Annotated in this window: 12 protein-coding genes and 1 other RNA gene; 5 read left to right on the top strand and 8 right to left on the bottom strand. The window is 70.7% G+C overall.

Annotated elements, in window-relative coordinates; genetic code table 11:
- Positions 1 to 55 precede the first annotated feature (55 nt).
- The 3 genes from yaaA to HZS56_RS23425 all read right to left on the bottom strand — a co-directional run bounded on the left by yaaA (position 56) and on the right by HZS56_RS23425 (position 2,337).
- Positions 56 to 838, bottom strand: coding sequence for a peroxide stress protein YaaA (gene yaaA / locus HZS56_RS23435; RefSeq protein ID WP_216722748.1), 783 nt, complete (start codon positions 836 to 838; stop codon positions 56 to 58).
- Positions 839 to 917: 79 nt separating this feature from the next.
- Positions 918 to 1,514 carry a hypothetical protein gene (locus HZS56_RS23430; protein ID WP_216722747.1) on the bottom strand — a complete coding sequence of 199 codons (597 nt, stop codon included), beginning with the start codon at positions 1,512 to 1,514 and terminating at the stop codon, positions 918 to 920.
- 49 nt (positions 1,515 to 1,563) lie between these two features.
- Positions 1,564 to 2,337, bottom strand: coding sequence for a MerR family transcriptional regulator (locus tag HZS56_RS23425; RefSeq protein WP_216722746.1), 774 nt, complete (start codon positions 2,335 to 2,337; stop codon positions 1,564 to 1,566).
- Between the two features lie 165 nt (positions 2,338 to 2,502).
- Between HZS56_RS23425 and HZS56_RS23420 the strand changes: the two genes are divergently transcribed.
- From HZS56_RS23420 to rnpB, 3 genes are all read left to right on the top strand, one after another.
- Positions 2,503 to 3,093: a Uma2 family endonuclease gene (locus HZS56_RS23420; protein WP_216722745.1), complete on the top strand. Its 591-nt coding sequence runs from the start codon at positions 2,503 to 2,505 to the stop codon at positions 3,091 to 3,093.
- A 778-nt stretch (positions 3,094 to 3,871) separates the two neighbouring features.
- Positions 3,872 to 4,717, top strand: a complete 846-nt coding sequence (locus HZS56_RS23415; RefSeq protein ID WP_216722744.1) for a hypothetical protein — start codon at positions 3,872 to 3,874, stop codon at positions 4,715 to 4,717.
- Between the two features lie 800 nt (positions 4,718 to 5,517).
- Positions 5,518 to 5,931, top strand: an RNA gene (rnpB, locus tag HZS56_RS23410) — RNase P RNA component class A.
- A gap of 71 nt (positions 5,932 to 6,002) precedes the next feature.
- Here rnpB and HZS56_RS23405 read toward each other — a convergent pair.
- Both HZS56_RS23405 and HZS56_RS23400 read right to left on the bottom strand, forming a co-directional pair.
- The gene (locus HZS56_RS23405; RefSeq protein ID WP_216722743.1) at positions 6,003 to 6,536 is read right to left on the bottom strand and encodes an NUDIX domain-containing protein; all 534 of its coding nucleotides are present in this window, start codon (positions 6,534 to 6,536) and stop codon (positions 6,003 to 6,005) included.
- Positions 6,537 to 6,708: 172 nt separating this feature from the next.
- The gene (locus HZS56_RS23400; RefSeq protein WP_216722742.1) at positions 6,709 to 7,344 is read right to left on the bottom strand and encodes a TetR/AcrR family transcriptional regulator; all 636 of its coding nucleotides are present in this window, start codon (positions 7,342 to 7,344) and stop codon (positions 6,709 to 6,711) included.
- A gap of 110 nt (positions 7,345 to 7,454) precedes the next feature.
- Between HZS56_RS23400 and HZS56_RS23395 the strand changes: the two genes are divergently transcribed.
- Both HZS56_RS23395 and HZS56_RS23390 read left to right on the top strand, forming a co-directional pair.
- Positions 7,455 to 8,909, top strand: a complete 1,455-nt coding sequence (locus HZS56_RS23395) for an MFS transporter (protein WP_216722741.1) — start codon at positions 7,455 to 7,457, stop codon at positions 8,907 to 8,909.
- An 84-nt stretch (positions 8,910 to 8,993) separates the two neighbouring features.
- Positions 8,994 to 9,506, top strand: coding sequence for a hypothetical protein (locus HZS56_RS23390; RefSeq protein ID WP_216722740.1), 513 nt, complete (start codon positions 8,994 to 8,996; stop codon positions 9,504 to 9,506).
- 28 nt (positions 9,507 to 9,534) lie between these two features.
- On the opposite strand, the gene HZS56_RS23385 is transcribed toward HZS56_RS23390, so the two are convergent.
- The 3 genes from HZS56_RS23385 to HZS56_RS23375 form a co-directional block, all read right to left on the bottom strand.
- On the bottom strand, positions 9,535 to 10,773 hold the full coding sequence (locus HZS56_RS23385) for a cytochrome P450 (protein ID WP_216722739.1): 1,239 nt from the start codon (positions 10,771 to 10,773) through the stop codon (positions 9,535 to 9,537).
- 94 nt (positions 10,774 to 10,867) lie between these two features.
- Positions 10,868 to 12,055, bottom strand: coding sequence for an NAD(P)/FAD-dependent oxidoreductase (locus HZS56_RS23380; RefSeq protein WP_216722738.1), 1,188 nt, complete (start codon positions 12,053 to 12,055; stop codon positions 10,868 to 10,870).
- Between the two features lie 2 nt (positions 12,056 to 12,057).
- A complete protein-coding gene (locus tag HZS56_RS23375) occupies positions 12,058 to 12,255 on the bottom strand; it encodes a ferredoxin (protein WP_216722737.1) in 198 nt (65 codons plus the stop codon).
- Positions 12,256 to 12,404: the final 149 nt, after the last annotated feature.

The following is a 12,404-nucleotide window of genomic DNA, read 5'->3' as shown; positions in this document are numbered from 1 at the left end:
GCCGCAACGCCCATTGCGTCCTGCGCAACAAGCTTCTCCCTTCGCTCCCGGCGCATCAATGCACCTCGGCCACCAGCACATCCAGCGACCACGGCTTCCCGGCCCGCGCGGGTGCCTGCGCCTCCACCTCGTACCCCAGGTCCCGCAAGGCCTCGACCAACTCCGCCGGCCCTTCGGGCGCGCTCCCGGACGACAGCAGGCTCCGCACGATCCGCCCCTTGGTCGCCTTGTTGAAGTGACTGACCACCTTCCGGGTCGGCGCGTGCAGCACACGTACGGTCGCCGTCCGCGAAGCGACCTCGCCCTTCGGCTTCCAGGCCGCCGCGTACGCCGCCGAACGCAGGTCGAGCACCAGCCCCGTACCGGCCGCCCGGGGCAGCACCTCGGCCATCGGCGCCCGCCAGTACGCGCCCAGCGCCCCGAGCCCCGGCAGCTTCACGCCCATGGAACACCGGTAGGACGGAATCCGGTCGGTCACCCGCACGGCACCCCACAACCCCGAGAACACCAGCAGCTCCCGGGCGGCCCGCTTCTTGGCGGCGGCATCGAGCGAGGCGAGGTCCAGGGCGTCGTACAGCACGCCGGTGTAGATCTCGCCGGCCGGCCGGGCGCCCGCCGTCCGCAGCTCCACGTTCTTGGCGACCTCGCCGCGCAGTCCCTCGCTCAGCCCGAGCACCTCGCGCGCCTTCTCCGCGTCACCGGCGCACAGCTCGACCAGCTCGCCGAGGACGGCCTCGCGGGCGGGGGTCAGCCCCGGAAGGGAGAGCGACTCCGGCTTCAGCGGGGCACCCCGGCCGGACGAGGCCTTCCCCTCGGACGGCGGCAGCAGGACAAGCACACGTACTCCTTGATGCTCATGCAGTTCACGACGACGCTCATGCGTGTTCACGACAGACACGTCGTCTCTCGGCCCCAGGTCAGGGTACGGCGTGCCCGCGCCCCTCCCGCGCCCGCTCGACGGCCCGTACGAGACCGCCGGCATCGTCGGCGTGGCAGCGCACCACCCGCACGTGGCGCCGGCGCCCGAAGAAGGAGAGGTACGCGACCGGCTCGGCGAGCTCGACGGTGACGGAGGTCTGGGCTCCCACAGCCAGGTTCAGCTCCCCGTCCGCCGCCTCGTGCGTCGCACGCATCTCACGCCGTACGGAGGCGATCCTCTCCAGGGGTATCCGAACGTCCACGTGGACGGCCCGGCGAATCCGCAGCATGCCGGCGCCCGGATCCAGGACGTGCGGCCGGACCACGGACGCGGCGTGCAGCCCGACGACGAAGACGACGGTGTACACATCCAGAACCAGCACCGCATGGTGAACGACCGGCCACTCCCGCAGCAGCACGGACATCCCCACCGACTCGACGACGCACACGAACGCGAGCCCGAACATCATCGCGCCCTGCCCCCGCGCGTACCCGAAGCCGGAGGCCCCGGCCGCCACCCCCTCGACCCGCCGGGCCGCCCACAGCCACAGACTGCCCAGCAACCGCGCCTCGTGCCGCACGAGAAGCCACGGCACGGAAACAACGGGAACGACGGAAACGAAGGACCGTCGCCCCTTCCCACCCCTACCCCTGTTCACTGCCCCTCCTCTCCCGGGCCACGATCTCCATGGCCCGCCGGATCGCCTCCGCCTGCCCCGGCGCGAAGTCGGCGTACATGGCGCGCAGCACCCCGTGGTCCGGGTCGAGGCCGATGTCCTCCTCGGGCAGCAGCTCCACGGGCAGACAGTCGGCAAGCGCCCGCGCCGCCCCGCCCACCCGCGGGTCGTCGGCCCCGGCGCCCGCCAACTCGTCAAGGAGCGCATACGCCCGACGGGCCCGCGCCACCGCCCCCGGAGCACCCAGCGCACCGCGCAACGCGGCCAGCAGACCCGCCCGGGCCTCCGGCGCCACGGTGTTCTCCAGCATCGCCAGCATCTCCCGGTCCCGTACGGCCATCGGCGAGCCGGAGACGTCCCCCATCCCCGCGAACAACTCGGCCAGCTCCGGCGAGACCGGCCCCTCCGGCGGCAACCCGCCCTCCGCCTCGAGCAGCGCCCGCAGCCGCGCCCGGCGCTCCCGGATCGCCGCCTCCTGCCGCGCGAGGTCCGCGTCCAGCTCCTCCAGTACCTCGGCCAGGTCCTTCCCGGCCTCGTCCGCCAGCACGTCCCGCACCTCGGCGAGCCCGAGCCCCAGCTCCGTCAGCCGCCTGATCCTGGCCAGCACGACGACGTGCCGCAGGGTGTACGTCCGGTATCCGTTGGCCAGCCGCTCCGGTTCGGGCAGCAGGCCCTGGTGGTGGTAGTGCCGCACGGTCCGCGTGGTGACGCCGACGGCACCGGCGAGTTCTCCGATCCGCATGCCCTCAGTAGAAACGTTGACGTTGCGGCAGGGTCAAGCGCAACGGCTCGCCTTCCGGACAGCGGCGCCCGGCCTGTGCCACGATCGAGGGAACGGTTCCCGATCTCTCGGACAGGTGATCAGCCGATGCCCCAGTCTGGCGAGCGACCGAAGGAGGGGCGTGACATGACCGCCATGGCCCACGAGCCGCTGACGCAGGCGGATGTCCTGCTGGAGGGGTTCCTCGCCCTGGACCCGCCGGAAGGCTTCCGGGCCGAGCTGATCGAGGGGGAGATCGTTGTGACGCCGCCGCCGGACGGGGATCACGAGGATTACATCGGGCTGATCGTGGCCCAGGCGATCAGGAAGTCCCGGACCGACATGCAGTTCTCCGGGAACAAGGGGCTGAAGATCAGGGGCGGGCTCGACCTCCCCATGGACCATGTCATCCCCGACGGCACCTTCGCGCCCGAGGAGCTGCGCCTGTTCCGCGGTGCGGACTCCTGGATGCCGTGCCAGGGGGTCGCCATGGTCCTGGAGGTGACGTCCGGCAAACCCCGGGTCGACCGCGCGGCCAAGCGCCGCTGCTACGCGGGCGGCGGCATTCCCCTCTACCTGCTGATCGACCGGCACGCGTCCTCGCTCACGCTGTTCAGCGCCCCGCAGAGGATCGACCACCGCGACGACTACCGGGAGCACTGCACCCGCCCCCTGGGCAAGTCGCTCACCCTCCCCGCCCCCTTCTCCTTCGACCTGGACACCGCCGACTTCCTCTGAACGCCGGACGACTGCTGAACCGGCCGGGACCGTCACTCGTTAGGAGAGCACACCGTCCCGAAGTCCTTGAGGGGAATCATGAGCCCGAACACCCCGTCTCCGGCGTCCAACGGGTCATGGCGCCGTATAACCGCTTCAGCGACGTCAATCGCGCGGCGGGTCGCCCGGCGAGAGAGCCCCGACCCCGATGAGCCCCGCCCCCTGTTGAGGAGCGAGGCGTCACAAGCCTCTGCCGCATACTCGAGCTCCCTGCGGGTGAGCCAGGAAGGAAGGCCTTACGAGACCCCTGCGGCTGCACCAGAGAGGCCCCAGGCCCCGCTGACGCCCGAGGAGGAGAAGATTCTGCGGCAACAGGCTGCTTTCAGCCTGATGGCGACGGCCGGAATCGTGCATTCAGGCAGGATGATCACTCCCGGCATGCGCCTGCCGCAGCAGCCGATCTCCGGTGAAGGGCACGATGTTCTGCGGGCGACGGCCGATGGACCGCGCTCGTCCGCCGGTTCCCACCCCACCGGTCAGCAGCCTGGGGGCGCGCCTCAGCCGACGGGCTCTCGTCCTGCTCCCAAGCGAGCCGCCAGGTAATAGGGGAGGGCCCTCGCGCCAGGGGCTGCGTCAGCCGCAACCAGAAGGGGGGTCCCGAGCAGCCGAGGTTGAACCGTGTCCGGGTCTCGTCCGTTGGAGGAAGTGTCCAGCCCGACCGGATCGGCGAGCGAAGTGAACGGGTTCAGTGGGCTGGTGGAGAACTCTCTTGGTGGCCGTTGGTGAAAGGACTCTTCGCATGCAAGATCCTGAACAGCCCGCTCAGTCCACCGCAGACGTCGAAAGGGGGCCTGGCAGTCAGGGCGGAGTCGTGCTGCAAGTGTCGCCGGCTGACAATGACACCGACCAGAGCCTACCTTCGATCATCTTCACTACTCCGGATGGAGAGACCTACGCTGCCACGCGTGACGCGAATGGCGACTGGACTGTTTGGGTCCAGCAGTGGACGGGTCGGGCATTGCAGTGGGCGCGAGAAAATCGACCGCAGATCACCACCGGATTCAAGACGCTAGCCGCCTCCATCATTTTCACGAGCAGTGCAATTGACGCCTTCGGGAAAGGCGACAATGAAGCGGTGGTGAAGTATGTAAAAAGTGCCGGGAATATCCTGATGTCACTGACAGGGGCATCTGATGTCGGGCATTATCTGCATTCTGCCATTGTTAACTTCTGGAAAGATCCAAGAGAATCCTTGTACGACTTCACCAAGGCTGCAGTGCAGGGCGTTGCGACGGGTGTGGGAATCTCGAACGGTACGGTTCCGGTCTTTCGAAACGATCAGCAGGCTGCCTGGGATATGGCTAACGCAATCATGACAGCTGCGGCCTTCTATGCGACCGGCCCGACGACCACGGAGAAAATAGCGGACAGGCGGAGGAATAATTTAGGGAGATCTCACCAGGACCTCAGTCTTGTGAATCTTCCGGCGTCAGCCCTGCGGCCAGGCACTCAGGAGCCGGGTGCGTCGGCCCACGGATCCACTGGCGCGAGTTCCTCGGGCGCTGAGTCGGTGTTCGGGACCTCGCAGGCCGGCCCGTCCGCCTCGCGCGGCGCCCGGTCCGGGCGGTCGACTGGTCGTGGCTGAACCCGTACACGTTCAGGCGCCTCAACTCTTGACCTGACCTTCTTGGCCCCCCACTCGACAATGTCATGACCCCATCATTCGCGATCAGAAGGGCACGCCATGTCAACCCCTTTGCCTCATGAACAGCGCAACGACGGCGCCTCCTCTTCGGCAGACCAAGGGGCTGTGGGAGAACCCCAGGCAAGCACCATCCCGGCCTATACGACTCCGCCCGGTATGTCGAGGCAGGCTTCAGCCTCGTCCCTCTTGTCGGGGTCGACCCTCGCGTCGGCCGCGGACTCGTGGGCATCGACGGAAACCGTTGTCAATCGCCCCGGGCAAGGCCGCGGAGGGAACGGCAATGTGAACGCAGGCGGCATCCGCGTGGTTCCGGCCGTCGTCGTGGACCAGCCCGCCGCCACGTCTCCGCAGAGTCGTGTCCGGCGTCAACGCGGTCGGGATCCCCTCCGCCCCACAGCGGCTCAAGGGGAGCCTGGACAGTCTGGACCGCAAGCGGACCGACAACCTGAGCGCACGGCAATCGGCTCCCCTTCGGCCGCACGGGCTGCCGCCCTGCGGCCCGCAGCCACATCCTCCACGCCGCGCCTCCGAGAACGGGAGAGCGTCGACAACCTTCGAGCGCTCGCAGACTCTCACGGGAGGTCCGGTTCTCAGCAGCGGCGCCGCAGCCAAGGCGGAGGCAGCGGCGCCAGGTGAACGTCTGATCGGACACGCCGACGTGCCCCGCGGCCGGAGGGGAGGCGGCGGAGCTGGTGGCATGCAGTGCCAGTCCGGTCCCTTAACATGGTCGGTACGGCAGACGAGCCGGGCGGGCGGCCGCGTGGAGTCCCTCTGGGGGCTTCCCGAGGAACGTCCGGGCTCCACAGGGCAGGGTGATGGCTAACGGCCACCCGGGGTGACCCGCGGGACAGTGCCACAGAAAACAGACCGCCGGAGGCCTCGGCCCTCGGTAAGGGTGAAACGGTGGTGTAAGAGACCACCAGTGCCCAGGGCGACCTGGGCAGCTAGGTAAACCCCACCCGGAGCAAGGTCAAGAGGGGACGCCCCCTCGCAAGAAGGGGCGGCTCTGCGCGGACGTTCGAGGGCTGCCCGCCCGAGTCCGCGGGTAGACCGCTGGAGGCCGGTGGCAACGCCGGCCCTAGATGGATGGCCGTCGCCGGAGGGCCCGCGAGGACCCTCCGGAACAGAACCCGGCGTACAGCCCGACTCGTCTGCCGCCCAGCTCATAGTCGCCTCAGGACGGGCGGTTCGATCTCCGACGGCCCGTCGACTGACAGGACACCAGCTACGAGGGTATGAGGGGCGTTCCGTCGCGAAGGTACAGCGGTCGTTCCGCGTCCAGTGCGTGCAGAGCATGCTCGAACCGGCGCCGGGTGCGGTTCCGGAGGCGGGCGGCGGCTTCGGGGGCCGTGACGAAGGCGGCTTCGGACAGCTCGTCGTCTCGTGGCCGTAGCCGGTCGGCCTCGTCCTCGTCCTCGTCCAGGGTGCCGCCGTCGAAGACGAACGCGAGCTGATCGTCCCAGGGGCCGTGCGGGGCGACCCAGTCCACCACCAGCAGTCCGAGCAGCGTGACGCGTAGGCCGAGTTCCTCCATCAGTTCACGGCGTGCCGTGTCCTCCGGCGGCTCGTTGGCCTCTGCCATTCCGCCGGGCAGATCCCATGCCGGTTTGTAGGTGGGGTTCACCAGGAGCACACGGCCGGACGGGTCCCGCAGCAGCACATCGGCCGCCACGCGTTTGCGGGCCTGCTTGGCGTTGCCTTCCGCGAGGTATGCGTTCCACGCGTCGGTGTCGGTGGGATCGGGTGCTGTGGGCCTCATGTGGTCGTGCCTCCCGGGGTGGGCGGAATCAGGCCGGCCGGCATCCTGGCGCGGCGTGCCTGCTGCACCACTCGGACCGAACCGGGAGTCGGCTCGTACTGAGGAGGTCGGGCAGCGTGTGACGGGCTGCTCCGGCACCGATGCATCGCAGTGAGAAGGCCAGGGCTCCGCCTCAGGAAGTACCGAGCAGGCCGTCCAGAACGCGTGGGAGCGCCCAGGCGAAGTCGTCGCGGGGGGTGGGGTGTTCGGGGGACGTCATGCCGTCTGCTTCCGCGGTCCCCGGGGGAGTCTCGACCTCCCCGGTCCCCTCGGTGTCGGCGTGGCCCAACGGGTGGGCGTTGAGGACGTGGCCGAGCAGGAGGTGCCACAACACCCTGTATACGCGGGTGAGTTCCGTTCTGGAAGGCTCCGCGTCCCCTGACAGCGCCCCCAGCGTTTCCAGTGCGCTGCCGGAAAAGGCCGCCGCGCCGTCCGCCGCATGTTCGCCCTCGGCGATGATGCGGGCCGCCCAGCGGTGCCGTGACAGGTAGTCGTAGGCGTCCAGCCACTGTCCGACGATCCGCTCCCGGGGGTCGGGGTGTCCCTTCGGGACCGGGAGTTGGAGTGCCACGTCCTCCGCGAGGAGGCGGAGCAGTTCGTCGCGGTCCTCGATGTGGCGGTAGAGAGACGCCTGTCCGGTGCCGAGGTGCTGGGCGACCCGGCGCACGGTCAGCGCGTCGAGCCCTTCGCCGTCTGCGATACGCCGAGCGACGGTGACGATGCGTTCGCGGGACAGGACGCGCGGGCGTCCGGGAGCACGTGCGTTCACGTAGGCACCCTACTTGCCGACCTCCGACGGGGCTTGTGGTCGGAGGGTGGGGATGGTTACGCTCAAGATTTAGCGAACGTCGGTCGCAAATTACGACGCCGAGGTGATCCTTGACAGCCCCCGCAGTTGCAGACCCTGTCCGGTCAGGGAGGAAGGCTCTGTCGGCCCTCATCCTGGCCGTCCTGTCCTACTCCCTCGTGCAGACGATGCTGGTGCCCACGCTGGGCATCCTGCAGACCGAGCTGGACACGAGCGCCGCGGGTGCCTCCTGGGCCGTACTCAGCTCCACACTGCTGGCCAGTGCGGTCCTCACCCCGCTCATCAGTCGCCTCGGTGACAGCCACGGCAAGCGGCGGATCCTGCTGGCCACGCTGGTGGTCCACCTGCTGGGCAACATCGGCGCGGCGGCCGCCTGGAACGTCGGTTCGCTCATCGCTTTCCGTGCCGTCCAGGGCGTCAGCCTCGCGCTGCTGCCGCTCTCCCTGGGGCTGATCCGTGAGGTGCTGCCACCGCAACGAGTGGCGTTCGGGTTGGGGCTCACCTCGGGCCTGGTGGGCGGCGCGGCAGGCGTCGGGCTCCTGGTGGGCGGGCTCCTCGTGGACCACGCCTCGTGGCGCTGGCTCTTCGTCGCGGGCGGTGCGCTGGTCCTGCTGGCCCTGTTCGCCGTGGTCCGGTACGTACCCGCGAGCCACCGGACGGCCACACCGGCGCCTCTGGACCTGACGGGTGCCGCGCTGCTGGGCCTGACCCTGGTCTGTGTGCTGCTGGGGCTGACCGAGGGACCGTCCTGGGGCTGGCCCTCCGGCCCGGTGCTTGGCCTCTTCACGGGCGGTGCCCTGTTCTGCGTCCTGTTCCTGTGGTGGGAGCACCGGGCGCCGCACCCGCTGGTCGAACCGGCCCTGCTGCTCGGCCGCCCGATCGTGGGCGCCCACATCGGCGCCTTCCTGCTGGGCGCCACCCAGTTCGTCTTCTACGTCCTGGTGCCCAAGCTCGCCCAGCTTCCGGCAGGGCTGCCACCGGAGTCGGCACACCTCGTCGACCACGGCTTCGGGGCGTCGGTCACCGTGGCCGGTCTCATCCTCGTCCCCGGGACACTGCTCGGCCTGCCGGCCAGTTCGGCCGTTGGACGGGTGGAGAGCCGACTGGGCCCGCGGGCCCCGCTGGGCCTCGGGCTCGCGCTGAGCGCGGTGGGCGGGGCGGCCATGGCGCTGTTCCACGTGCGGGAGTGGCAGGCCGTGGTGGCCTACGGCGTGATCGGCACTGGCTTCGGGCTGGCCATGGCGGCGCTGCCTCAACTCGTCCACGACGCCAGTCCGCCGCACACCATTGCCACCGCCAACGGCATCAACACCGTGGCCCGCACCGTGGGCGGAGCCGTCGGCAGCCAGCTCGCCACCGCGGTCCTGGCCTCCCGCACGATCCCTGGTACGACGCTCCCCGCCGACGAGGGCTTCGCCCTCGCCTTCTGGATGGCCGCTGCCATGGCCGCGGCAGGAGCGATCCGTGCCCTGGTGACCGGTCGCCGCTCCAGCCGTCCGGCAGGCGCGGGGAAATGGCTGGAGTGAGCTGTGGCGCGCTCACCAGGGTGTACGGTCCTGTCCCGATGTCGTGCCCGTGGTGCGCGGCGCCGGGCTCGGTCAGGGGAGAGCATGAGACGCAGGCCGTATCGGGCGATGACGCATGTGCCGGACGGGGGAGGGAAGTCCGCCGTCGCTGTCGGCACGCTGCTCGTCGCCGTGCTGCTCGCGGGGTGCGGGGGAACGGCGGACGACGACAGGACCGCCGACTCGGAGGCCTCCGCGTCCTCCGTGTCCCCCGCGTCATCCGCGAGCCAGGCCGGTTCGGCCGCGCGGGACGAGGCGTCCGAGCCCACGGCGACCAAGCCGCCCGGCCCCGCCCAGAAGCTCGCCGACGGCGACGGCAGGCCGGTCGAGTACTACGAGGACGTGCTGGCCGTGCTGGCGCCGCGCTGCGAGGAGGACGTCGCGGGGTTGGTGACCGTGGTCGACACGACGTTGAAGGGTCTGCGGGCGAAGGGCGTGGAGGGCGAGACCGAGTTCAGCGTGCTGCAACACCTGGAGCACTGGGTACCCGCCGGCCAACCTCGTACGGCATGCGCGTCCTCGGCGAAGGACTACGTCGCCTCCCGCGACGCGGACTGAGAATCCCGCCCCGCACGGACCTCGCGAGTCACCAGCTCACCGGCAGCTCGTGCAGGCCGTAGATCACCGCGTCGTACTTGAAGCGGGTCTCCTCCAGGGGCACCGTCGCGCGCAGGGTGGGGATGCGGCGGAACAGGGTCGGGTAGAGGACCTGGAGCTCCAGGCGGGCCAGGGGCTGGCCGATGCAGTGGTGGGTGCCGCCGCCGAAGGCCTGGTGCTGGCGGGCGTTGCGGGTGATGTCCAGGCGGTCGGGGTCGTCGAAGACCAGCGGGTCGCGGTTGGCGAGTTCACCGAGGAGGATGACGCCCTCGCCGGCCCCGATGGTTCGTCCCGCGATCTCGATGTCCTCCAGAGCGGTGCGCCGGCGTCCCAGGTGGACGATGCTGAGATAGCGCAGGAGTTCCTCGACGGCGGTCACCACGACCCGGGGGTCGTCGGTGTCGCGGACGACGGCGAGTTGGTCGGGGTGGTGGAGCAGGAGCAGCGTGCCGAGGCTGATCATGTTGGCGGTCGTCTCGTGGCCGCCGAGCAGCAGGAGGACGCCCATGGTGGCCGCCTCGCGCCGGGTCAGCTCGCCCTCCCGTACGCGGCGGCCGAGTGTGGACAGGAGGTCCTCGCCCGGCTCGGCGATCTTCTGGCCGATCAGTTCGTCGAGGTAGTCCCCGAGGGCCGCGTGGGCGCGGCCCCGCTGCTCGCCGGTCGCCACGGCGGAGACCAGCGTCTTGCTGTTCGTCTGGAAGAACTCGTGGTCGTCGTAGGGAACTCCGAGCAGTTCGGAGATGACCAGGGAGGGCAGGGGCAGGGCCAGGGAGTGGACGAGGTCGGCCGGGTTGGGGCCGGCGAGCATGTCGTCGATGAGGCGGTCCGTCATCCGCTGGACGGCCGGGCGCATCGCCTCGACGCGCTTGATGGTGAACGTGCCGCTGATCATGCGGCGCAACCGGGTGTGCTCCGGGTCGTCCATGCCCACGAAGCTCAGGTCCGGCCGCTCCCCGTGCGAGCGGCTGTTCTGGGGGTCGATGGGGCTGGGGAAGCCCGGGTTGGCGAAGTCGACGCTCAGGCGCGGGTCGGAGAGCAGGACCTTCTGTTCGGCGTGGCCGGTCACCACCCAGGGGGTGCTGTCCCCCCAGGAGCGGACGCGGCTGACCGGGCCGTGGTCCGCCAGTGCGCTCAGTTCCGGTGAGGGCGCGAAGGGGCAGGCCGAGGAGCGGGGCGCCGGGAAGTCGGGGATGTCCGGGGTGTCGGTGGTCGCCGGGTGTGTCGTCATGATCGTTCCTAAGGGAGGGCGGGCATGGGGAACCGTGCGGGGGAGGGGAGCAGGGTGCCGCCTCGTGACGCGTGGGGTGCTCGCTGCGCCGCGGTCACCGCGTCGCGGACTCGCGTGGTCTCGTGTAGTGGTCGGTGATGCTCGCCCGGTGCAGCCGGGTCTGCTTCGGCATCCGCCAGCCGAGGACGCCGACCGGCCCTCGCGGACCCTCGTGGCGGACCACGAAACGGCCCTCCGCCGGGTCGCCCTCGACGACCTCGGCGCGGTACTCGGCCGAGGGCAGGCCGAACACCTGGAGCTTCACGTCGAACTGGTCGGTCCAGAAGTACGGCACCGGCACATAGGGGCGGTCCTCGCCCATGATGTCGCCGGCCACCGCCAACGCCTGTTCCGTGGCGTTGGTGCGGTTCTCCAGACGCAGCAGCCGCCCCAGACCCCGGTGGTGCCAGCGGGCCACGTCCCCCGCGGCCCACACCCCCTCGGCCGCCCGGCAGTACGCGTCGCACACCACGCCGTCGTCCAGTACGAGGCCGCTGTCCGCGAGCCAGTCGGTGGCCGGTGAGCAGCCTACGGCGGCCACGACGACGTCGGCCGGCAGGTCGTCGCCGTCGCTCAGCCGGACGCCCGTGACGGCGCCGTCGCGGGACAGCAGCGTGTCCAGCAGTACTCCGGTGCGCAGCGCGACGCCGTTGCGGCGGTGCAGTTCCGCGAGGTGTCCGGCGACGAGCGGTCCCAGCTGTGCGGTCATCGGTGCGGGCTGCGGGCCGGTCAGGCACACGTCCAGGCCCATCGAGCGGGCGGTGGCCGCCGTCTCCGCGCCGAGGACGCCGTCGCCCACGACCACGACCCGCCGGGCTCCCAGCAGGGCCGAACGCAGGGCGAGCGCGTCGGCCGCCGTCCGGACGACGTGTACGCCGCGCAGGCCGCCCTGCCCCGGCAGCTCGCGCGGTCGCAGGCCCGTGGCCACGACGACCGCGTCCGCCGTCACCGACGCGCCGGACGCGGTACGGACACTGCGGCGCCCGGCGTCCAGGGCGACGGCCGGGTCGCCCAGCAGGAACTCCGCGTCCAGCGCGTCGAGTGCGTCCGGCGTGCGGAGTTGGGCCCGCGCGGGCTCCCACGCGCCGGAGAGGACCTGCTTGGACAGGGGCGGTCGGTCGTAGGGCGCGGCGTCCTCGGCGCCCAGCAGCGTGAGGCGTCCGCCGAACCCCTTGCGCCGCAGTGCCTCGGCGGTGCCGAGGCCGGCCGCCGAGGCCCCGACCACCAGCACGTGCGCGGGCATGCTCACGCCTCGTCCAGGTGGATGGCGGCCGCGGGGCAGACACCGGCGGACTCGCGTACCGGGTCGTGGTGTTCGGCGGCGGGCTGCGCGTCCAGCAGGACGACGATGCCGTCCTCGTCCCGCTGGTCGAACACCTCGGGGGCGATCAGTACGCACTGGCCGGCGCCGCAGCACTTGTCTTCGTCGACGGTGATCTTCATGGTGATTCCTGTGGGTCGGGGGTGGGTGTGGGCGCGCTCGTGTCCCGCCTGGTGCGCGGCGGCGGGGCTGGGCCGTAGGGCGTGTCGCCCTGGCTGAGGGCTGCGGCACGTCCGCACTTCAGGTGACGACGATCCTCAGGCCTCCAGGC

Origin of the sequence: Streptomyces mayonensis (assembly GCF_018982965.1) — a bacterium.
GTDB classification, from domain to species: Bacteria; Actinomycetota; Actinomycetes; order Streptomycetales; family Streptomycetaceae; genus Streptomyces; species Streptomyces mayonensis.
The sequence above is the reverse complement of the archived record's forward strand: the minus strand, read 5'-3'. Positions and strand labels throughout refer to the sequence as shown.